Origin of the sequence: Brotaphodocola sp., from assembly GCF_050873365.1 — a bacterium.
GTDB lineage: Bacteria > Bacillota > Clostridia > Lachnospirales > Lachnospiraceae > Brotaphodocola.
In genome coordinates this window covers 1-23,783 of sequence record NZ_JBNMIQ010000019.1, presented here as the reverse complement: position 1 = coordinate 23,783, position 23,783 = coordinate 1, and the positions used below count along the sequence as shown (strand labels likewise).

14 protein-coding genes and 1 pseudogene are annotated in these 23,783 nt (G+C 44.5%); 5 read left to right on the top strand and 10 right to left on the bottom strand.

The window, feature by feature from the left end; all coding sequences use genetic code 11:
- Positions 1–26 precede the first annotated feature (26 nt).
- From ACR0QT_RS09730 to ACR0QT_RS09685, 10 genes are all read right to left on the bottom strand, one after another.
- Positions 27–1,088, bottom strand: a complete 1,062-nt coding sequence (locus ACR0QT_RS09730; RefSeq protein WP_432630605.1) for an aldose epimerase family protein — start codon at positions 1,086–1,088, stop codon at positions 27–29.
- A gap of 283 nt (positions 1,089–1,371) precedes the next feature.
- Positions 1,372–2,457, bottom strand: coding sequence for an aspartate-semialdehyde dehydrogenase (asd, locus tag ACR0QT_RS09725; protein ID WP_432630604.1), 1,086 nt, complete (start codon positions 2,455–2,457; stop codon positions 1,372–1,374).
- A gap of 210 nt (positions 2,458–2,667) precedes the next feature.
- The gene (locus ACR0QT_RS09720) at positions 2,668–4,434 is read right to left on the bottom strand and encodes a DUF3298 domain-containing protein (RefSeq protein ID WP_432630603.1); all 1,767 of its coding nucleotides are present in this window, start codon (positions 4,432–4,434) and stop codon (positions 2,668–2,670) included.
- 217 nt (positions 4,435–4,651) lie between these two features.
- The gene (locus ACR0QT_RS09715) at positions 4,652–6,886 is read right to left on the bottom strand and encodes a DNA gyrase/topoisomerase IV subunit A (protein WP_432630602.1); all 2,235 of its coding nucleotides are present in this window, start codon (positions 6,884–6,886) and stop codon (positions 4,652–4,654) included.
- Between the two features lie 252 nt (positions 6,887–7,138).
- A complete protein-coding gene (locus ACR0QT_RS09710) occupies positions 7,139–9,058 on the bottom strand; it encodes a DNA gyrase/topoisomerase IV subunit B (protein ID WP_432630601.1) in 1,920 nt (639 codons plus the stop codon).
- Between the two features lie 529 nt (positions 9,059–9,587).
- Positions 9,588–13,244: an AMP-binding protein gene (locus tag ACR0QT_RS09705; protein ID WP_432630600.1), complete on the bottom strand. Its 3,657-nt coding sequence runs from the start codon at positions 13,242–13,244 to the stop codon at positions 9,588–9,590.
- 237 nt (positions 13,245–13,481) lie between these two features.
- Positions 13,482–16,778: an ATP-binding protein gene (locus ACR0QT_RS09700; protein ID WP_432630599.1), complete on the bottom strand. Its 3,297-nt coding sequence runs from the start codon at positions 16,776–16,778 to the stop codon at positions 13,482–13,484.
- Between the two features lie 316 nt (positions 16,779–17,094).
- On the bottom strand, positions 17,095–19,761 hold the full coding sequence (locus ACR0QT_RS09695) for an ATP-binding protein (RefSeq protein ID WP_432630598.1): 2,667 nt from the start codon (positions 19,759–19,761) through the stop codon (positions 17,095–17,097).
- A 701-nt stretch (positions 19,762–20,462) separates the two neighbouring features.
- Positions 20,463–21,014: a flavin reductase family protein gene (locus ACR0QT_RS09690; RefSeq protein WP_432630597.1), complete on the bottom strand. Its 552-nt coding sequence runs from the start codon at positions 21,012–21,014 to the stop codon at positions 20,463–20,465.
- Between the two features lie 177 nt (positions 21,015–21,191).
- On the bottom strand, positions 21,192–21,743 hold the full coding sequence (locus ACR0QT_RS09685) for an RNA 2'-phosphotransferase (RefSeq protein ID WP_432630596.1): 552 nt from the start codon (positions 21,741–21,743) through the stop codon (positions 21,192–21,194).
- A gap of 336 nt (positions 21,744–22,079) precedes the next feature.
- Between ACR0QT_RS09685 and ACR0QT_RS09680 the strand changes: the two genes are divergently transcribed.
- From ACR0QT_RS09680 to ACR0QT_RS09660, 5 genes and pseudogenes are all read left to right on the top strand, one after another.
- Positions 22,080–22,619 carry a Uma2 family endonuclease gene (locus tag ACR0QT_RS09680; RefSeq protein ID WP_432630595.1) on the top strand — a complete coding sequence of 180 codons (540 nt, stop codon included), beginning with the start codon at positions 22,080–22,082 and terminating at the stop codon, positions 22,617–22,619.
- The gene (locus ACR0QT_RS09675) at positions 22,612–22,842 is read left to right on the top strand and encodes a DUF7695 domain-containing protein (RefSeq protein WP_432630594.1); all 231 of its coding nucleotides are present in this window, start codon (positions 22,612–22,614) and stop codon (positions 22,840–22,842) included. The genes ACR0QT_RS09680 and ACR0QT_RS09675 overlap by 8 nt, the downstream gene beginning before the upstream one ends.
- 23 nt (positions 22,843–22,865) lie before the next feature.
- Positions 22,866–23,138: a hypothetical protein gene (locus ACR0QT_RS09670; RefSeq protein ID WP_432630593.1), complete on the top strand. Its 273-nt coding sequence runs from the start codon at positions 22,866–22,868 to the stop codon at positions 23,136–23,138.
- A complete protein-coding gene (locus ACR0QT_RS09665) occupies positions 23,122–23,400 on the top strand; it encodes a DUF4160 domain-containing protein (RefSeq protein ID WP_432630592.1) in 279 nt (92 codons plus the stop codon). The genes ACR0QT_RS09670 and ACR0QT_RS09665 overlap by 17 nt, the downstream gene beginning before the upstream one ends.
- Before the next feature lie 300 nt (positions 23,401–23,700).
- Positions 23,701–23,783: pseudogene (locus ACR0QT_RS09660) on the top strand (IS200/IS605 family transposase); the annotation flags it as partial.

The following is a 23,783-nucleotide window of genomic DNA, read 5'->3' as shown; positions in this document are numbered from 1 at the left end:
GTTGATGGTTCTGTTTTATTTTTTTACTATTTCTCCACTCCGAAATGATAGATCGTCGTGGTGTGATACTCCTCTCCAACTTTTAAGACAGGAGAATCAAACTGCGGTTTGTTGATCGCATCCGGGAAATACTGGGTCTCAAAGCAGTAAGCGGATCTCGATCCGTACTCAGCCCCATCTTTTCCGCGGGAAGAATGCAGGGAGTTTGCGGTGTAGAACTGGATACCCGGAAGATCGGTGTACACATCCATCGTGCGTCCGCTCTTCGGATCGTATGCCTTTGCAGACAGGGCGAGATCGCCTTTCTCATGATTGAGTGCCCAGTTGTGATCGTAACCCTTAGCCTGATTTAATGGCTCATAATCGGAATCGATGTCGCGACCAATCTCCTTCATTGTCGTGAAATCCATCGGTGTTCCCGCTACCGGAACAAGCTCTCCAGTCGGAATCGACTCGGCATCTGTGATCGTGAAGGTGTCTGCATCGATCCAGACCTGCTGATCTTCGATGGTTCCGGACTTGTGTCCACGGAGGTTGAAGTATGCGTGATTCGTGAAGTTTGCGATCGTGTCCTCATCTGCGGTCATCTGATAGTCAATCTTGACACTGTCATCCGGAGTCAGAGTGTAGCTGACTGCAATCTGTGCATTTCCCGGGTAATTTTGATCTCCATCCGGGCTGAACAGGGAGAATGTGATCTTTGTGCCAAGACCAGTCTCCTCCACCTCTGCATCCCAGAGACGGTCACGGTAATAATCCGGTCCGCTGTGCAGGTTGTTCTTTGTGCCGGAATTGATTACAAGCGCATACGTCATTCCATTGAGCGTGAAAGTTGCTCCACCGATGCGGTTTGCATTTCTTCCCACGATCTCTCCAAGATGACCGCCCTCATGCAGACAGGTATCCACGCTGTCATAACCTAAGAGAACGTCATCGATCTTTCCATCGCGATCCGGAGTCTTCATCTCCAGCCAGATTCCACCGAGATCCGTGAAGGAAGCGGACACGCCATTTTCATTTGTCAGTGTATACTTATACACCTGTGCTCCGTTTTCCAGTTCCCCAAATAATTCTTTTTTCCAAGCCATACGATTGTTCTGCCTTTCCCCTTTAAGGATTTTTCTGTTTGTTGTCTGTCATACGGACATATACAGACATTTTTTCGCTCGCTCTTATTATAACACATGCACCTGTCTTTGACGAGATAAGAAGTCAAATAACAGACCGGCAAAAGCATCAGAAAAAAACACCGAAAACGAAAAAAGCAGGAACCAGACGTTCCCACTTTCTCACAGATCACTCTGTTTCTTGTGAAAATCGTTGTTTCCTGCTTCTTGCGTTTGTCACATTTGTCACGCTTGTCAAATGATTTTATTTTGCAGAGATATAACCCTGAGCGGTCAGAAGCTCTGCACACAGAACAGCTCCACCTGCCGCACCACGGACGGTGTTGTGGGAGAGACCTACGAACTTCCAGTCGTATACGCTGTCCTCTCTCAGACGACCAACGGAGATTCCCATGCCGTGCTCAAAGTTTACATCCAGAGATACCTGCGGACGGTTGTCCTCTTCAAGATACTGGATAAACTGTGCCGGTGCGCTCGGGAGTTTCAGCTCCTGCGGAAGTCCACTAAAGTTTACGAGCTTTTCGATCAGCTGTTCCTTTGTCGGGTTCTTTCTGAACTTTACAAATACGGCAGCGGTATGACCATTCAGAACCGGAACACGGATGCACTGGCAGGTGATCTTCGGCTCCTGAGCCTTCACAATCACGCCGTCCTCGATCTTACCCCAGATTCTCAGCGGCTCCTGCTCACTCTTCTCTTCCTCACCGCCGATGTACGGGATGATGTTGCCGACCATCTCCGGCCAATCCTTGAAAGTCTTACCTGCACCGGAAATTGCCTGATAGGTCGTAGCAACTACCTCATACGGCTCGAACTCTTTCCATGCAGTCAGTACCGGAGCGTAGCTCTGAATCGAGCAGTTCGGCTTTACTGCGATAAATCCACGCTTGGTTCCCAGACGCTTCTTCTGGAACTCGATCACTTTGAAGTGCTCCGGGTTGATCTCCGGAACTACCATCGGAACATCCGGAGTCCAGCGATGTGCGCTGTTGTTGGAAACAACCGGGGTCTCGGTCTTTGCATAAGCCTCCTCAATGGCGCGGATCTCATCCTTCGTCATATCAACGGCACTGAATACGAAATCTACGCTGGAAGCAACTTTCTCTACTTCGTTCACGTTCATAACAACCAGCTTCTTGACACCCTCCGGCATCGGGGTATCCATTTTCCAACGTCCGCCTACTGCCTCTTCGTAGGTCTTACCTGCGGAACGCGGGCTTGCAGCAACGGTCACTACCTCATACCAAGGATGATTCTCCAGTAAAGAGATGAATCTCTGTCCTACCATTCCAGTGGCGCCAAGTACGCCGACTCTCAATTTCTTTTCCATAATTGTAAAGTCTCCTTCTCTCCTTGTTCGTACAGCGACGGCGCCGGGGGAGCCTTGAGCCTCCACGTCGAAGCTGAAATTGAAATCAATTCTTGATTATCCTATCTCATATTGGTAAAAAAATCAAGCCTTATTCGCGATAAAAATACACTTGTCCGCCACGAAACGACATTTTCTGTATCTGGTGCACATTTGCACGCGACAGACGGATTATCCCGCGTACTGAATTCCATCAAAACACTCATTTTCCGGAATTCCATCGATCGTTCGAGGATAAACGTCCTCTCCATTCGCATCAAGCCGGATCTGACAGGTCTTTCCGTCTGCGGTCTCTGCGGTGACATAAGTCGAATCATCCGTTGCTTTTAACTTGAGTACCGTTCCCTTCGGAATCTTTTCCTGTTTATTGTCCACCCACACCGAAACTTCCTGTTTTGTCGTCAGCGTCGGGGTGAGTTCTTCATCCAGATAGATTCCGGATACCGTAAAGTCATCCGAGAGCGGTTTCGGCATTCCATCCTCCCCGATTGCATAGTGGCGGAAAATGCTGTATGTGCTGAGCATATCTGACCGACGGAACAGGATAAAGTCGTCCGGATCGGTCATGACGGAACCATAGAACGAATCGTCCGAAACGCCACAGTAAGTGATTCCCTTTGTGCTTAAATCAAAGATGTGAAGACTGCGAAAATCATTGGCTTCTTTCGTCTCGACATAGAGATAAGTCCGATTGTCCCCGGTCTGAATCAACCAACAGCCAAAATCCCCGAGATCATCCATACCATCCCCGTCTGACAAGAGAAAGGCAGAAGCACTTCCGGTCTCTGCAAAAAGAGAAATAGCTCCGGTCTGGGAATCGGTCTGCGTTGAGAGCTTCACCGTCTCTTTATTTCCGTCTCCATCAAGATCAACCGCAACCTCCTGCTCTACATATAAGGGCTGAATCCTTGCCTCGCCAGCTGACGTCTTTGCATCCTTGGTTGTGTTACCATTGGTTGTTACGCTCTCCGGGATAAATTCTTTCTTAAAGAGATTTCCCTGCTCTGCAAACGGAATCTCAACGATCTGACGTCCCGCTGCATAAGGGGCAAGATCATAATTGTTAAAGACAATCGTCACGCCGTTTTTGTCCATCGTCCAGGAAAGCATCTCGGTGTCCGAAGAATCTGCGCTTGAATCGGTCGGCTGAGCATTCTGAACGCCATCTGCTCCGTTTGCGCCGTCTGCATCCCCGTAAAACATGCTCTTTACCGTATCCTCATAGCCGTCAAAAAACATGTCCGGAGCGTAATCCTCCTTCAACTTCTTTTGGACATACTCGAAAATCCCGTCATAATCCTGAGCGATATCCTGAAGCGTATACCGTTTTCCGGTCTGCGGATTGAGATTGTAGCCGGTTATCATCGAATTGGGATGAGCACCGCCAAGATAGTCATACTCCTCAACCGACAGACTCACAATTTGCTCATCTGATCGCTTCGGGATCACAGATACCTCATAGGTAAGCGGAGTGCTGTCTTCCCCTGTCTGCATGTCAAAAAATTCCTTGTTATCCTGATAGATCTGATCCAGCTCTTGTTCCTGATTCTGGTTAAAGGTCTTTAAGGCCTGTTTCAATGCTTCATGACCGTCTGCCATCAGATACATCTGATCTACACGACCGTTAAACAATTGTTTCTGGTCTTTCCACTCAGATTGGTACTTTGGAACAGAGGTGAGACAAAGAGTCTCCGAACTCTGGCTGGATGAATTGTTTGTGGTGTCTGTGGAATCCTGTTTTCCAGAATTTGCATTTCCCGCATTTGAATTCCCCTCGGATTGATTTTCATGATTGGAATTCTCATCAGCCTGTACCGTCGTCTGACTGACATCATCCGTCGAAGATTTTTGAGTCTGACAGCCAGTTACCGCAAGCATCACCGCAGTCGAGCAGACTGCAAGTGCCATCCATTTTCTTTTTTTCATCACTTTTCTCATAGAAAAGACCTCCTTTTTAAGTCTCTGCGTATATGGAAACTCCCGTAACAGGAGCAAGAAAGGTTTCATTGGTGGGTGATTTCTTTCACCTTCATCATACCACAAGTTGCTAAAAGGAGGTCTGACGTTTCCTTTAAGAATTGTTTACATTCCGGGGAAACTTTTTAAGAATTTTTTCGCGTTTTCTTAGGATTTTCCTGACCGTTTTTCGGATTCCTTAAAGGCGGACTTTGCTTCCCTTTCCGTCTCGTTTTGCCATCTTTAACCGGTTCAAGTGCACTTCTTTTTTCTTGTAAGTGATAACCGGGTCCTGGCTGACAAAATAGATGTCCTCAAGTTCATCCTTATCGGAGAGACGAATTCCACGGACTCCGCGGGAATTCTTCTTCATCTCCGGGATCTCTTCCATCATAAAGCGCAGGAACATTCCGGATGCCGACTGGAGCACGATCTCCTGCTCTGTGCCGACGATTCGCACATCGAGAAGGCTGTCGCCCTCCTGAAGTTTTGTGGAAGCAACGGTTCGATTGTTTGTGACAAACTCTTCTGCCGGAACCTGTTTGAGCATACCCATCTTTGTTGCAAACAGAAGGAGCTGACCCGTCATGCGTCCGCTCACGGTGAGGAAGACGATCTCTTCCTTGCTTCCGTCGTACTTGCTCACGTTGTCGATCGGAACACCCTTGTCACGCATCTTTCCGTATGGAAGGTCGGAAAGTTTTGTCTGGTGCAGGCTTCCGGTATTCGTGAAGATACACAGTTTGTCCGAACTTAAGCAAGGAATCACATACTTGTAATCATTTTCAATCGTTTCCTGATTGCGGTCATAAGTCGAACGGTCAATCGTCTTGCAATATCCGAAGCGATCCATGATGAAGACAACCTCCTGCACAACCGGAGCAATTTCCTCAACGACAGCATCCTTCCCATCCTCGATCTTTGTGTGACGCTCGGTCGCAAACTCTGCACGGATATTCTGGAGATCTTCCTTGATCACAGCGTTCATCGTATCCCGGCTCTTTAAGATCTTCTCGTACTGTGCAATTTTTTTCAGACACTCCTTGTACTCTTTCTCAAGTGCCATGATCTCAAGACCAATCAGCTTGTACAAACGCATCTCGAGAATCGCACCGGCCTGTTTTTCCGTAAAGCGGAGCTGTTTGGCATCCTCCTCAAATCCCGGTGTCTTAAAATGAATGTTTGAGATGTCACCATTCACCAGGCAGGCTTTTGCGTCGCGCAGATTTCTCGAACCGCGCAGAATTGCGATGATCAGGTCAATGATGTCACACGCCTTGATCAGACCCTCCCGGATCTCCTTGCGCTCAAGCTCCTTGTCGAGAAGTGCCTGATACTTGTGGGTCGCATTCTCATACTGGAACTTGAGGTAGTTGGAGAGAATTCCTCTCAGATTCAGCGTCTCCGGGCGACCATTTGCGATTGCAAGCATGTTGACACCGAAGGTATCCTCGAGCTTTGTCTTCTTGTAGAGAATGTTGCGGATTCGGTCCGTATCGGCATCCTTCTTCAGATCCAAAACAATGCGGATGCCTTCCTTGCTCGACTGGTTGGAAATATCCACGACATCGGTGAGTTTCCGGCTCTCGACGAGATCTGCCACATCCATCAGGAATTTATTGATTCCGGCACCGATCATCGTGTACGGAATCTCGGTGATGATCATCTTATCGCGATCGGAACGACGCTTTCCAAGCTCCACCTCAATCTTTCCGCGCAGTTTGATCTTTCCGGTTCCCGTCTCGTAAATCTCTGCGAGATCTTTCTTGTTTGCGATGATGCCACCCGTCGGGAAGTCCGGTCCCGGCATGTAGGTGAGCATCTCTTCCGTCGTCATGTCCGGGTTATCGATGTATGCCTGAACAAGGTCGATGACTTCTCCGAGGTTGTGTGGCGGGATGCTTGTGCTCATACCGACTGCAATTCCCTCAGAACCGTTGATCAGAAGGTTCGGCACGCGAACCGGCAAAACTTCGGGCTCTTTCTCCGATCCATCGTAGTTTGCCACGAAATTTACGGTTTTATCGAGGTCTTTTAAGTAGACCTCCTCTGCAAATTTCTCAAGGCGCGCCTCAGTGTAACGCATTGCAGCGGCACCGTCTCCCTCGATGGAGCCAAAGTTTCCGTGTCCGTCCACAAGTGCCATGCCCTTCTTGAAGTTCTGGGACATAACGACCAGTGTCTCGTAGATCGAACTGTCTCCGTGCGGATGGTATTTACCCATCGTATCTCCGACAATACGCGCCGACTTTCGGTGTGGTTTGTCGTGACTAAGTTTCAGCTCGCCCATATCGTAAAGCACGCGTCTCTGTACCGGTTTCAGACCATCTCTGGCATCCGGAATCGCGCGCGCGGTGATAACGCTCATCGAATAATTCAGATAACTGCGTTGCATTTCCTCAGAATATTCTGTTCGCAAAATCTTTTCTGACATTGTTTCTGTTCCCCTGTCTATTTCTAGTTAGTTCTTCGTCTATCTACTTCTAGTTCTGATTTTTATTTCGTTCTGGTTCTTGTTTCTTCTTTTTATTTTTTCTTATTTCTTCTTGTTTTACTGTTCTTGTATGGTTCCTGTTCGTTTTTTGTTTCTTGTTTCTTATTCCTATTTTCTGTTATTCTTATTTTTTCTGCTTATTCTACTTTTCTTATTTTTTTATCTTTGATTTCCCGTATCCGCATGCATAATTTATGCGTCGATCTCTGCCTCATCCGCGTGATCGTGGATAAACTGGCGTCTCGGCGGAACATCGCTTCCCATCAGCATCTCAGTCACCTCAGATGCAAGTCTCGCATCCTCGATCTCGACCTGCTTGAGCACACGGCGCTCCGGGTCGAGTGTCGTCTCCCAGAGCTGTTCCGGATCCATCTCACCGAGACCTTTGTAGCGCTGTAAGCGGAATTCGCCCGTATGACTCTTCTTGTAACGCTCAAGCTCCTTGTCATCATACAGATACTGCTCCTGTCCACGGCTCGGAATCACCTTGTAAAGCGGTGGCATCGCAATGTATACATGTCCATTGTAGATCAGTTCCGGCATAAACCGGTATAAAAAAGTCAGAAGCAGAGTATCGATATGGCTTCCGTCTACATCGGCATCCGTCATCAGAATAATCTTGTGATAGCGCAGTTTGGAAATATCAAAATCGTTTCCATATCCCTCTGAGAATCCACAGCCGAAGGAATTGATCATCGTCTTGATCTCTGCATTCGCAAGCACCTTGTCCATCGAAGCCTTCTCGACATTCAGGATCTTTCCGCGGATCGGAAGAATCGCCTGATAGAGACGATTTCTCGCCGTCTTTGCAGAACCGCCTGCGGAATCACCTTCTACGATGAAGATCTCGCACTTCTCGGCATCCTTGCTCTCACAGTTTGCAAGTTTTCCGTTGCTGTCAAAAGAAAACTTGGATTTTGTCAGCATGTTCGTCTTGGCCTTCTCCTCCGCCTTGCGGATCTTTGCGGACTTTTCCGCACAGCCGATGATCGCCTTGAGCGTCTCCACATTTCGGTCAAAGTAATGCTGGAGCTTGTCTCCTGTAATGGAGAACACGGCTTTTGTCGCATCTGCGCTCGCGAGCTTTGTCTTCGTCTGTCCCTCGAAAATCGGATCACGGTGTTTGATGGCAACAATCGCGGTCATACCGTTTCTCGTATCTGCTCCGGTGAAGTTCGGATCTTTATCCTTCAGAATACCGAGTTCCTTTGCGTAGGAATTGATTAACTGGGTGAAGCGGGTCTTGAATCCAACCAGATGCGTACCACCCTCCTGAGTGAAGATGTTGTTACAGAATCCAAGAATGTTCTCCTCAAACGCATCTACGAACTGGAATGCAATCTCGGCTTCGATTCCAGCTGTCTCACTCTTAAAATAGATCGGCTCATGAATCGGTGTCTTGCCCTTGTTCACTTCCTTGACATAGGCGATGATGCCTTCCGGCTCATGATAGGTAATGCTCTCCTCCTCGCCCTGACGCTTATTCTCATAGAAAATCATCAGCTTGGGATTCAGATAAGCGGTCTCATGGAGACGGCTCTTTAACCAGTCTGCCTTAAAGCGCGTCTTCTCAAAAATCTCTCCGTCCGGAAGGAAGTTGATTTCCGTTCCGGTCGATCTCGTCTTTCCGAGAACCGGAAGAAGACCATCAACAAGCTTCACGGTCGGGATTCCTCTCTCGTAGGCATCGTGGTGAATCTGTCCGTTCTTATATACTTTTACATCCATATGGGCAGACAGTGCATTGACAACTGAGGAGCCTACACCATGAAGACCTCCGCTTGTCTTATATGCATTGTTATCAAATTTTCCGCCTGCGTGAAGTGTCGTGAAGACAACGCGCTCCGCGGAAACCCCTTTCTTATGCATCTCAACCGGGATTCCTCGTCCGGAATCCTTGACGGTACAGAAACCGTCCGCTTCCAGAGTTACCCAGATTTTGTCACAGTAACCCGCAAGATGCTCATCCACCGCATTGTCCACGATCTCGTAGATCAGATGATTCAGTCCCTTGTTGCCAACGCCACCGATGTACATACCAGGGCGCTTGCGGACTGCTTCAAGTCCTTCGAGTACGGTGATGCTGTCTGCATTGTATTGTGTCTTTGCCATGAATCTTTCCCCTCCATTGTTCTTCTGCTCCTTCGCGCTTTTTATGCTTTTTGCATGTCCGATTCGGATCATCAATCATCGCTGTGATTATCGCTGTAATTTATTATTGTGACTTATTATTGTGATTTATTATGATCATTAATTTTGTTAATTATAATTATTGGTTATAATCATTTAGTATCATTTATTATAATAGTTGATTGTTTGTCATTATCTTTTAGATACGGTTATTATTTATGCTCATCCATCACTTATGATTATCGCAATTTACGATTTATCACGATTTATTATTTCATTTTAATTTTTCGCAAAAGGAGAAACAGATGCCCGCACACCTTTCATGTGCGGGCGCTGAGACATATTATCACAGAATTGTTTGAAAAAAGCAAGTCTCTCTGATCACGGAAAGTGTGAGAACAAGAAGAAAAGACCCATGAATCTTTCCAATTCTCACAGAAACCCGCCATTAGCAAACAAATGTTCGATAGATGTATTATAGATCATTTTAAAGAAGGTTTCAAGTGTTTTTTTACATTTCATCATCGGATTCTGATGGCTCCACAATCCGAATTTCTGCCGGAATTAATGGTTTTTCGCAAGTGTCCTCGAGATATTCCCGAATTTTTTCGGTGTCAAGCTCGGCTTTTTTGCCAAATCCAGACGGTCCCGCTTCCACCTTAGGACTCACCTCCGCTGTGAGAATCAGTTTATTTCCCTCCGCATAGCGCACATAGGCTTCGGCATGTTCAATTCCCGGATAATGGCAGAGCGTGCTCTCAAGTTTATACAGATCAAGGAAATGACGACCGGTCAGACCTTCCTGAAGAATCGTGCGTCCACCATTTTCTAAAAGATCAAGCGATCCGTCCGGAAGAATTCTCGCGATGTATCCAGTCTGGTAGAGCATGCCAGGACCATACGGGTTTGTGATGCGATCTTTCCAAGTGTCCGGCTCATAATCCATCACATAGAGTTCGCCCCACGCACCAAACGGTTTTTTCCGGCAGTTTTTATCAAATACATAAACCTTAACCGGCTCTTTTCCATCCACATTTCTTAAGAGCTGGTGCTGAACCGTGTGATTTAACTGATCTGCGGTCACCGTGTAGTGCAGAGGGAAGAGCTTGTCCGGAAGATGACGTTTCAGACGGCGAACCAGAGTTTCTTCCTGCATTGCTTCCATCAGAGTCTCCATGATCGTCATGAAGCACTCAAGCTGTGCCCGGTCAAAACGATTTTCCCAGTAGCGAAGCTCGTAGTAATATCCCTTCTCATCGGTGAATACCTGAAGATGGAACGGAAGTGCATCGAGTTGCATTTTTTCGCGCTTTGCCGGATAACCGCCGATTGTTCCAATGTTCAAGAGATCGCCCTGGTACTGGAAGAACATTTCGTCCGCATGAAGATTAGAGATGTAACAGCGCATCGTGTCGACGATCTGTTTTCCGGAGACCTTTAAGAGTTCCGGCACGGTCTGGTCAATGTCTGGCGTGCAGCGGAAATAGTAGGTCAAAAACAGCGGACCGGCAAGACGATTCCAACGGCTGTCCGTTCTTCCACTGTGAATCGATGAACATACGGTGTCGTCCTCATTGCTGAAAATACCAATGCTGAGATTGTATGCGGTCAGGAAAAAGACATTCTCGGAGACGCCGTATTTCTTACAAAATGCCGTAACCTGATGACGGCTGAGTTTCTGGAAACGCCCTCTTAAAACCGCATCGATTCCATGCTCAAGATCGTAATCATCCGGTCTCGTCAGAATGCTCTTTCGAATCTTGAATCCCTTCATCAGGTTCTGGAAATACTCTTCATTCTTTGTGCGAAGTCCTCTTGCATCCCGATCTTTCTCATCGAGAATGTACTCGTAGAACGTATAGCTCTCCGGCTCCACCGCTTTTCTGAGATAAAGCTGATTCAAATCCTCAAACAGCACATTCATCGTCATGCCATCGCCCATAATGTGTGCAATATCGAAGAAGAAATAATTTGCAGAATCCGTCTGATAGATTCCAATGTGGTACAAATTCTCGCCCTCTCCATACAGATAGGGGTAGAGCAGATTCTCTCTTGTCTTCTCCCACTGCTCATCGCTCAGATGTGTGATCGGAATCTCAATCTTTCGCTTGTCATCACGGAAAATCTGATATCTTCCCTCTGCCATCTGAATAATCGCCTTGAGTTCCGGATGAATCTCAAACAGCCATTCCACCGCAAATTTCAGTCTTCGCAGATCGACCCTCTCATCCAGCTTATAGAGGAACGGCAGATTGGCAGTCGTGTTTCCTCTCATCACATAGGCAAAATACAGCTGAAGATTCGTGAGCGGATAGACCGGGCGAACGCTGTAATCGACTTGATGCTTCTCGTCCTCTGTACTTGCCAGAGCTTCCAGTTTTAAGATGGTATCATGCTTCACAAGATCGTCAAGCGTCATCGAGAGCTTGATGGTTTTATAGAGATCTGTCAGCAACAGCACACTTCCGAGTGAGTCAAGTCCTGCCTCATAAAGTGGCGTATCGATTCCAAATTTTTTGTGACCGAGTACCCCTGCGACACACTCATAAATCCGTTTCTGACACTCCGTCTCCGGCATGCGAAGATTCTGCTCTTCCTGTTTTTCAAGTTTCTTTCCCTCAAAATACTGGTTGCGGATGATTTTCTTGGAGGATGTCTTTGCAAACGGAGTCTCACGGATTGTACAGCGCATGATGCGCTTGAACGTTGGCAACTCCTGATTGTGCTTCTTGACAATCGCGGATACCGTTTTTTCAATGTCCTCGATTCCTGCGACTTCCGCGTATTTGTAATTCGGATAAACTTCCGCACAGATCATATCATCTGCCCCGTACACGAGAATATCTTCGATCAGGCGATCATCCTCAAACATATTTTCGATTTCTTCCGGTGCCACATTCTCGCCGTTGCTGAGGATAATCAGGTTCTTCTTTCTTCCGGTCAGATACAAAAAGCCCTCATCGTCCACGCGTCCGAGATCACCGGTGCACAGCCATCCATCCTCGGTGATCGCCTTCGCAGTCTTCTCCGGCTCTTTGTAATATCCCATCATCACCGACGGACTCTTGACCTGAATCTCTCCATCGACAATGCGAACCTGACAGCGATCAACAATCTTTCCGACGGAATCCACTTTATCCGGTCGTGACCAATCCGGCGAGGAGATTTTAGGGGAACACTCGGACATTCCGTATCCCTGTGCGATCGAGATTCCAAGTCGCTGATAATTCTTTGCAAGATCCGGTGCGAGGTAACCGCCACCGCTGATGATCTTGTGAAGGCGTCGACCTAGAATCTGCTCCTTGATCTTTCGGATCGGGATCTCCGGTTTCTGACGGCTCAGAATCGCAATTCGATTGTAGAGCGTCTTTGCCATCATCGGAACTAGGCGCATCACAGTCGGCTCAAACAGCAAAATGTGATCCGCGAGCTTTTTCATATCCCGGTTTAAGCACAGGATTCCGCCATAGCGCATGACCGTGAAAACATCTCCGTTTAAGCAAAATACATGGTGAATCGGCAGAACATTCAGGTAAACTTCATCCTCCGGATTCTGCAGATCTGTTGTACAAAACGTATTGTCCATCAGATTTCCATTGGAAAGCATGACGCCTTTTCCCCGTCCGGTTGTTCCGGAAGTAAAGAGAATCATAGCACACTCATCTTCCTTTGCGTCCGACGGAACTTTCTGTCCGGCATACTTCTTAAGAATCTGGTCGGAGCATGGAACGTGTTTGCCGTGCTGTAACGAAATGTACTCGGTCACATTTGGACAGTTCGGGCGCACATCATCGGTGATCGGATGAAACTCCCAGTCGTAAAACAGGACATCCACATCGGAACGATTGAGGCAATCTGCGAGTTTCTCCGCATTCATCTGCACATCCAGCGGAATTCCCGTATCACCGCCCGACATCACACCGAGAAGCACAGCAAGGTAATGGTAACTGCTGATTCCGAGCAGTCCCACTTTGAGCTTGTGACCAACTTTTGCTCTCTTCTCTCTCGCCCACGTTGCAATCGCATCGCAATCCTCTGCAAATTGGCGATACGTCACGCGAAATACCTTTTCATTCTCTTCATACTCCAGAAACACACGGTCTCCGTGTTCACGACCGGCATTCTGCACGAGATCGTAAACCGTTTTGACATCCTGATAGGTAATCATAGTTCCTCCCCTTAAAAAATGAGACAGATTTATAAGATCTGTCTCAAATATAACATGTCTTGGGGAATATGTAAACATTTTCTAACCAATGTTTTTGTTGAAATTTTATAGTTTCATGTCGATGTTTGTCATTTTTTCGTCTGTTTTGCAAAAAGAGGAGTGCATTTTCACATACACTCCTCTTTTTGCAGGTGTCCGGATTGTCCTCTTTAACATTTTAGAAAGAATCATATCCTCCTATCTGTGTCTTTTCTCTGCGAGTCCGCGCAATGTTTTCTCCAGCACGGCTATATCGAGAGGCTTGGAAATATGAGCGTCCATTCCGGCTCCCAGACAAAGTTGCACATCCTCGGAAAAGGCATTCGCCGTCATTGCAATGATCAAGATCTCTTTTCCGAGAGGATTTTTGCTGTCTCGGATTGCTCTTGTTGCCTCAATTCCGTTCATAATCGGCATCTGAACATCCATCAGAATTGCATCACAATCTCCCGGTTTCAGCGTTTTGAAGGCTTCCACAATCTTTTCGCCATCCGGATAAATCGTGCAGGAAGCACCATACATATGCAGAAGCTCTGACAAAATTTCTGCGTTCAGCTCATTGTCTTCCGCACAAAGGAAATGCATTCCATTCAAAATCGTGCTGTTTTTCGTCCGGGTAACGGAACTTGTCCGAGTCCGGGCGATGGCAAGCGCAAGATTCGAAAGGAAGAACGGGCGCAAGATCATTCCGTCAATTCCGCTGGCAGTCAGCATCGACTGTACATGATCCTCCTGCGCATAATCCACACAGAAGACAAGAATCGCTGTTTCTGCCACTGCCCTCAACGTGGATACTGTCTCTGCAAGACTCTTATATTTCAGACAGCCTGCCAACATAATGACATCCGTTCCCTCTTGTTCCAGCCACGCTTTTGCCTCCTCTTCCGTTGATACAATTCCAAGTCGTACATGGCTCTCCGCAATTCCTGCCTTCACATTGTTGATCAGTCTGTCATCTGCTGAGACCAGAAGAACACGATCGACTCCCACTTCATGACTGACCGTTTCATCAATCGGGAGCACCAGCGTAACGGTAAAGCGACTGCCTTTTCCGACTGCACTCTCAACATGGATTTCTCCGCCCATCAGATCTACGATGTTCTTTGTGATCGTCATTCCAAGTCCTGTTCCCTGCACTTTATTGATCATGGAGTTCTCTGCCCGGGTAAAGGGTTCAAAAATATGTTTCATGAATTCTTCTGTCATTCCGTATCCGTTGTCTGTCACCGTATACACAAACCTTGCATATCCCGAAATCTCACAGGGAACTTCTGTCAACTCAAAGGTGATGGTTCCTCCGTTCGGCGTATATTTCACCGCATTCGACAACAAATTCAGGAAGATCTGTCGCAGTCTGACTCCATCCCCGATCAGATATTCATGCTTGATTTCATTGACATAAATATGAAACGTCTGATGGTTTTCGTTTGTTTGAGCGCGAATAATACTGTCGATCTGACCAATCTGCTCAGCGAGACTGACCTCCTCCTGATTTAACACAACCTCATTGGACTCAATTCTGCTCATATCGAGAATGTCATTGATCAATCCAAGCAGGTGGCGACTGGAAATCTGCACTTTTTGTATGTAAGAATGCATTTTCTCAGATGTGCCCTCCTCATGTTCCATCAGATTCGTGATTCCGACAATCGCATTCATCGGCGTTCGGATGTCATGTGACATGTTATTGAGGAAGGTTGTCTTTGCCGAATTGGCACTCTCTGCCTGCAATAATGCAGATTGCAAGTCATTTTGGCTTTCCTGTAACTTTTTATTCAGATTTAAAGCCTGAGCCGTCGCTTTTCTCGCTTTCTTTAAGAAGTTGAGAACTACGAGTAAAACCAGCAAAAACAGCGAGAGAAGGGTAAGCGAAACGACCAGCAAATTATCCTTCACAAAGTCAACAATCGTAACTTTTCCAACCACACTGTCATACATCGATAAAGCCCCGGTGAGCATGGAACTCGGTATGGTCTTCAAGGTTTTGTTCAAAATGGAAAGCAAAATAGTATTGCCCCGATTAACCGCAAAAGAGGTATTGTTCTGTTGCGTCAAAAAGACACTGCGCAACAGATGATTCTCTGTGTAGGTCGCCACCTTGCTGGCATTGACGAGAAAGCAGTCGACTTGTCCTTTTCGTACTGCCTGCTCCGCGTCTTTCATGGAATCACACTCTACAATTTCCCATTTTGGATAATTATACGAAATGTAGGCTTTTAACACAAAGTCATCTTTGGGAACGGCCACACTGTTTTCCTCGTTCTCATCAAAAACTCGGTTGGATGTGATGCCAGCCAAGTTAAACGTCCAGACGGTATTGGACAGTGCAAACTGATTTTTCTCTGCCACATAAGGATTTTGACTGACATGGAAAACCATATCGATCTTGTGATCCTTTAAGGCTTCAAACTGCTCCTCCTGAGAGTGAAAACCGACCAGCTCAAAATCCAGGGTCTGAGGACCGAGACAGTCTTTTGCATATGCTACATAATCATTGATAATGCCAACAATCTCACCATTTTCATAATCGACTGCACTGACACCCAAATCATGATCCACATAGCCAACCTTAATGGCTCCGTGGTTGGAAAGCCATTCCTGCTCTCTTGCGGAAAGCGTCGGGCTCGAGACCGCTGAGAGATATTTTTGATAAAGCTGGTCTGCAAAAAACGGCTTATCCCGCTCCAATTCGCGCATGGCGTTGTCGAGTTCTTCTTTTAAATCCGGGCGATCTTTGTTGATCGCAAAATAAATCCCTGATCCTCCAACCGTGAAAATCGCAGACAGACCAATTTCCACACACTGAGGTGCTTCCGCAGAGACCAGACAGTCCAGTTCATGGTTTGCAATTTTTTCCTTCGCATCCTCAAAACCGGTGATGTACACATGTTGCAGATGCAGGTTGTGTTCCTTTTCCCAAGTATTGAAGAAAGTTTCGTGTATACTTCCCTCCAGCACACCGACGCGCTTTCCATTCAGGGTTTTTAAATCCGAGCTGGAAATATCGGTATTGGTGAGATCTGCGTACAGGATATACTTCTCCTCTCCCATCGGCAATTCAGAAAACAGCATGGATTTTGCTCGCTCATCCGTATAGGAGACTCCACTCATCAGATCAATTTCACCATTCTGTACTTTCCTAAGCAACTCAGACCAGTCGGCCACGGTATATTCATAAGTCCAGTCGGTATAAGCAGACACTGCCTGCTGAAATTCGTAACCATATCCGCTCCGCTCGCCATTCTTTCCGGTGATGTTGTAAGAATCTTCATACCAGCCTACGCGAACGATCTCCTGCTTGCCTTCCTGTCGGCTTTCCTCTTCCTGTTTTCCCTCGTTTGCCTGTTCGGTTTCTTTTGCGTTGCCTTCTGTGCTTTCTTTTGCTCTTTCTTTTGTGTCTTCTTTTGTGCCTTCTTTTGTGTTTCCGTCTATATTTTCTTCTGTATTTTTCTCTGTGCTTTTGCTTCCTTCTATTTTTTTCTCTGCTTTTTGCATTTCTTCTGTTCTTGCAGAGATCGGAATCTGAGAAACACTCATCGAGAAAAGCAAAACAAAGCTCAAAAAGATACGGATTTGCTTGTAAAAACGAATCTGCTTACTTAACTTGTTATTATTTTTATTCATATTTTTTTCAGGAGGATATTCCATCCAAGTCATCCGCATAAGATGCAAATCGATTTAAAGTTTATTCACTCGCAGATTCTATCTGATAAAATGTCCACGTTTTCCCCTTTTCTTTATGACAGTCGCGTCAAAGATTATTTCATAAACAATATAGATCATTCAATAGATCATTCAACATTATGATTCCTTATAGATAATTCAATATTTTTTCAATGAGAACATTCATATCAATCGGTTTTGCTACATGGTCATTCATTCCGACTGAGATTGCCTTTGCCTTATCCTCTGCAAACGCATTCGCCGTCATCGCAATAATAGGAATATCGGCTTTCCTTTTATCCGGAAGCTGACGAATTTTTTCTGTTGCCTGATATCCATTCATATCTGGCATCTGGATATCCATAAGAATCAGTGCATAATATCCCGGATCAGAGTGATCCAGTTTTTCTACACATTCTACGCCATCTGCCACTCGATCAATCTGTAAGCCTTCCTCTTCTAACAGAGTTATTGCAATTTCTGCATTGAGGTCGTTATCTTCTGCAAGCAGAATGCGTTTTCCATGCAACTGCTCTTTCTCGGCAAGAAATGTACTGCTTTTTTTCGGCTGTGTATCCTCATAGGAGGCGATGCGCAATGGAACTCTGACCGATACCGTAGAACCCTCTCCAATCTGACTTTCAACACGAATTGTTCCATCCATCAATTCAACCAGTTTTTTTGTGATCGCCATACCAAGTCCGGTGCCCGGGACTCCACTGATCGTTGTGGAGTGCTCTCTCGCAAATAATTCAAAAATGCGTTTCTGGAATTCTTTCGACATTCCAACTCCATTATCGGCAACTGACAATTCCAGATAAATCTTATCAGCCATAGTAGGATGTGAGAATTGCCTCATTGTACAGTGAATCTTTCCACCATCCGCAGTGTACTTGATTGCATTGCTGAGAATATTCAAAACAACTTCCGTCATCCGTGCCTCATCCAAATAGACATATGGCATTTGAAGATGCTTTTCTATGGTTACCTGAAGATGTTTCTTCTCTATGGAAGGATTCATCATGATCATACAGGATTCCAACACTTTTTCGCAGTCCTGCGGACTCTCCTCCAGAATGGTCTTTCCGGATTCAATGCGAGAAAATTCAAGCACCTTATCCAAGATCAGCATCATTCCTGTTCCGCTCACTCTGATTTTATGAAGATAATCCTTAATCATCTGAGGCTCGTCCACTTTCTTTTCAGCTAACTCCGCAAACCCGAGAATTGCATTCATCGGTGTGCGAATATCATGCGACATGTTAAACAAAAAATTAGATTTTGCATTATTCGCACTTTCTGCAAGTTTCATTGCCTCTTTCGCCTTTGTTTCCGCAAGCGTTGATTTTCTCAACAGTCCAAGAATGATAGAGATAAACACAACTATAATGGTGAAGGTTATGAGAACACCCCAGAAATTATCGTTGATAAAATCCGTCACCGTAACTCTCTTCAAGCTGTCATCATACATGGACAACGCATTTGTAAGCATGGAAGATGGCATAGTGATCAGCGTCTTATTCAGGATCGACAACAGCTTTTCCTCTTCCCGGTTTACGCCAAACGATATCTTTTCATTCTTTTCGAGTAAGAATACATGAAATTTATTGCTCTTCATGTATTTTCTGAGCTGTCCGGATCTGGCAATCAGACAATCCGCCGTCCCATGTCGAACCATTTGCTCGGCTTCTTTCACTGAGTCGCACTCCACAATTTTCCAACTCGGATAGCTATAATTTATGTACCACTTCTGTTCCAGATTATCTTTTTCTATGGCAACGGTTCTCTCATCGTTCTCTTCCAAAAATCCCTGCGTGGTGACAGCAATATACGGAATTGACATGACAACATCTGATAATGAGAGGTTATTTTTCTCCGCATAATAGGGATTCATTGGAACTTTAAAGATCAGATCGATCTTGCCATTTTTCAATCCTTCAAGCTGTGCCTCAATCGAGTCAAATCCTACTGTCTCAAAAGATAGTTCTTGATTTGTCATACAATTCTTCGCATAATTGATATAATCGTCAATCACATTTTTATTCTTATTCTGACCGGAATTCGCGAAACCCGTGAGGCTAATACCGGGATCATCTGAGAGATAACCAATCCGAATCGGACCATGTTCCTTTAACCACACCCGCTCTTCTTTGGAAAGAATCGCTACTCTTGGAGTGGAGAGATACTGATTATAAAGTTCATCTGCATAAAATGGTTTGTCATTTGTGATTCGACGCATCGCTCCGTCCAACTCTTCTTTCAGATCCAAACGGTCTTTATTGATCGCATAATAGATGTCTGAGCTACCGATATTGATTACCGGTAAGATGTTTTCCTGGTCCCAATGCTCCTCTACCGAGACAAAACAATCCATTTTGTCATTTTTTAAATTATTTAGGACTTCTTCCCCGCTCGAAATACCGATGTGTTGTGAGTGCAGATTATTCTTCTTTTCCCACTCGTTCAACACAATCTCCGGCATATTATCCTTGAGCACTCCAATCCGTTTCCCATCAAATGAATTCAGATCAGAAAAGGAGATATCTGTATTCGCTATATCTGCATAAATATAATACCGTTCCTGCCCCATCGGAATGTCAGAAAAAAGCATATTTTCGGCACGCTCTTCGGTGTAGGAAATACCATTCAGGATATCGATTTCCCCGTTTTTCAGCTTTTCAAAACAATCCGACCAGTCTGCCTGCACATACTCATACGTCCAGCCTGTATACCCCGCAATTTTCTGGATATATTCATATCCATACCCGCTGATTTCCCCATCTTCATTGACAACGTTATAAGTATCTTCAAACATACCGATCCGAACAACCTTCTTGGAGGATTCGTTTAACGACTCATCGGAAGACTCTGAAGACTCTTTTGAAGAGTCATTCATGGATTCGTTGAAGGATTCAATAGAAGATTTATTTGAAGATTTGTTTGAAAAATTATTTGAAAAATTTGAAAATTCATTTGCTGATACATAAATTGGAGAAAGCACTGTCAGAAACAGAACAAGGAACAAAAGAATCGATCCATATTTTTGCATAGAAATTCTTATCTTATTCATATCTGTTGTCTGCCCCTCCCCTTAGTCATTTTGATCTGCCTGCCTGATAAGCTTGATAAATTTGAACAGTTTCCCCATACACTTTCAATCTCCTATTTTCTCAATCTCCGATTTTTGACTTTGTGGCTTTGTGTCTCATTATACCTCGTACATATAACACCTATAAGTTTAATCCTATATGTTATTATACTCATATCCTAATTTCTGTCAATTTTAACGAAAAATTTACACAATTTTAAATAGCTTCACTTTTTTCTCAAATTCATCGCTATATTTTCATCGCTATATTTGGCCATAAAAATACCGACTGCCAATTATTAGATCTTGTGTCTAACTTTTGGAAGTCGGTATATTCCAGAGCCTCGTCTCTTTCTTTAATTCGCTCTCTTAGTTTTTTATTTTCTTAGTGTTCTTGGCTTTTTGGGTTCTTTGTATTGTCTGAATTTTTATTTGAGCTGTTTTCCATCCACAAATGCCTTGCCAACAACCTTTCCCAGTCCCATATAGGTATTATTGACCGGATCAAAGATGATCGGTTTGAGCTTTGCCGGATCTACTTTTCCATCGGTGAGAATACTCTCGTCCGCCGTCACATTGACGATTTCACCAATCAGAATTCCATCCTCAAAGCTCTTCAGCTTACATTCCAGTGCCAGAGGAAGCTCCTCAATCAGTGGGGCATTCACGCGGGTACTCTTCACTGCATGGAAACCTGCTCTTGCAAATTTGTCAGGCGTCTTCTTCGCAGATTCCACACCCACATAATCACAGGGAATAACCGTATCTTCCGTCGCCATGCTGACAGTAAAAGCTCCTGTTTTTGCAATATTTTCCGTTGTCTTATGCTCGGACATGCTGATGGAGATCTCGTTCATATCGGTGATCGATCCCCAAGCGGCATTCATCGCATCCGGAACTCCATTCTCGTCATATGTTCCGACAATCAATACCGGCATTGGATACAAAATCGGCTTCGCACCAAAATCAACTCTACTCATTTTCTTCCTCCTTCATTTTTCATTCTGCATATTGTGTTCTGAATTATTTTTTATTATTCTGCATGATTTATTCTTTTTGTTATTATTTTTTGCCTATATTATCTTGACCTTTACTGTCTTGAGATTTTATCCTTTTGTTCTCTTCTTTTCTGTATTCTGGTTCTTCTACGACTCTTTTTACAACTGTGTGATACTGAGATACCGTACAGGTACTTCTTTTGTCAACCACACTCCATTTACAGACAAATAAAACGGATATCCATCATCTGCCATTTGTTTTGCATTTACCTGATAGACAAATGGTTTTCCATGCCGGCTTCCAACTGTTTTTGCAGTCTCATAATCTTTTGATAAATGCACATACAGTCTGGATTTGCGGATTAATCCAATCTGGTTGATGGATTCCACATACTTCTCGGCGGTCCCATGCCATAAGATTTCTGGCGGATTCTTTTGTTCCAATTCAACATCCACAGGAATGGAATGACCCTGATTTGCCCGGATTAACGTTTTATCTTCATTGAAAGAATATCTCTGTTTCGAATCCGTTCTCACGATTTCTTCCAACATCTGCATATCAAAGTTTCTGCTCTGTGCGATCCCATGAATCAACTCTTCTGTATCTGCCCAACCATGCTCATCCACTTCAATACCGACAGCTTCTGGATGATGCCGTAAAATAAAAGAAATAAATTTTCCAAGACTATTGCTCTTATCCTGCTGTCCCATATTCGTTTACTTTCCTTTCTGTGTTTTCTTTTCGTGCTATTCTGTTTTAATTTTACCATATCGTAGACTGAAAAGGAACTTTTATTTTTATCTGAAAAATGTTTGATAAATCTTACATCCTGCTTAGACATCCCAAATTGACATGTTTCTATTTTTTACCTATAATATTACTTAAACATAAGGGAAAATATAAATGAAATAAGCAATTTGTGCTATGACTACCATTTGTTGCTACGCACATAAAGGAATATGGCGAATTTATTCTTTCACGATTTTTGCGGATAACATTTGGGGGCAAAAGAATTTTTTATCAAGAAGAAAAAGGAGGTCTTGCTTATGCCATTACCAAAGGTATATACATCTGAAGATTACTGGAACTTGCCGGAAGGCGAACGCGCCGAACTGATTGATGGTCGTCTTTATGCAATGGCACCGCCGAGCCGAATTCATCAGCGTCTGGTAATGGAACTGTCTGGAACAATCCGCGACTTCATTCGGAGCCATCACGGAAATTGTCAGGTTTATCCATCGCCATTTGCCGTAAATCTTGACGCTGATGATCGAAAATGGGTAGAGCCGGACATTTCCGTGATCTGTGATCCAAACAAACTGACTGATCGTGGATGCACAGGCGCTCCAGATCTGATTTTTGAAATCGTATCACCTGCCAGCCGAAAAATGGATTATAGCTTGAAGAACACTATCTATTCAGAAGCTGGTGTTCGAGAATATTGGATTGTTGATCCTGCCAAAGAACGCGTGACGGTGTATCATTACGAAGAGGACGCTGCACCAGTCATTTATTCTTTCTCACAAGAAATTTCTGTTGGAATTTATCAGGGACTGACGATCAGGATTGATGATCTGATTGATTAGAGTAGATTTAGGAGTTGTTTATAAAAGCTGTATGGACAAAAAGATAAAAGTAAATAAGATTAAGTGCAACTATTGCGGAGATATTATCATATCAAAAGATAGACATGATTTTAAATTTTGTAGTTGTGGCAAAGTTGCAGTTGATGGCGGAAATGATTATTTGAGAAGAAGTTTCACTAATTCCATCGATGACTTTACAGAATTGACAGAATATGCAGATTGAGTTTTAGAAAGGATGTGTTCTTTATGATGTACCCATACATGACACTAAATGATGATACTGAGATCACGCACTCTGAGATGCATCCAGATGGTCGAGTAAAGGTTTATATTGAAACACCCGATGAGAAAGATGGTTTTCATGATGCAACTTGTTATCTTCCGGACTACACATGGGAAAGTATTCATGGATATTCCGAACAAGAAATGGACTATTTTAAGCGTCTGATTCAAGATAATGCTCATCTTATCATGGAGTTTGCACAAGAAGGAGGCGTATTGAATGCCTCAAATTTTTAGGATTGGATCTTACAGGGTTTACTTCTGGTCAAACGAAGGAAGACCATTAGAGCCAGTTCATGTGCATATCGCAGAAGGAAAGCCTTACCAGAACGCTACTAAAGTCTGGATCACAAAAACTGGTCATGCTCTGCTTTGCAATAACAATTCAAAAATTCCGCCCAAAATTCTTCGTGGAATTCTTAGAATGATAGAAGCGAACAGTGCTGACATCATAGAAGAATGGATAAAACAATTTAACGATCAAACATTTTTCTGTTAAACATGAAAAAACCGCCCCTGCGCCAACAGGAACGGTCTTTTCGCAGAATTACTCTTGCCGGTTGTCCGGAAGATGATGTAATCCAAAGCGCAACTGAATTATATCATTTTCCGAGCACCCTGCAAGGGGTGTATTTTTTATACCCAAATTTAACACGCTGTGAGCAAGAAATCCCCCACCTCTAAACAAATGTGTAGGTGGTGGGATGAATTGCGAGATACACGGCGTTGACTTTTATTTTTGGTCATATTATAATCTTCTTATCATTCAGTCGTAATTGAGATAAGAGGTATTTATAAAATGAATCTTGACACGAATAATCATTCAGTATTTTTACTAAATTATCATCTGATTATGTGCATTAAGTATCGAAATAAAGTGAT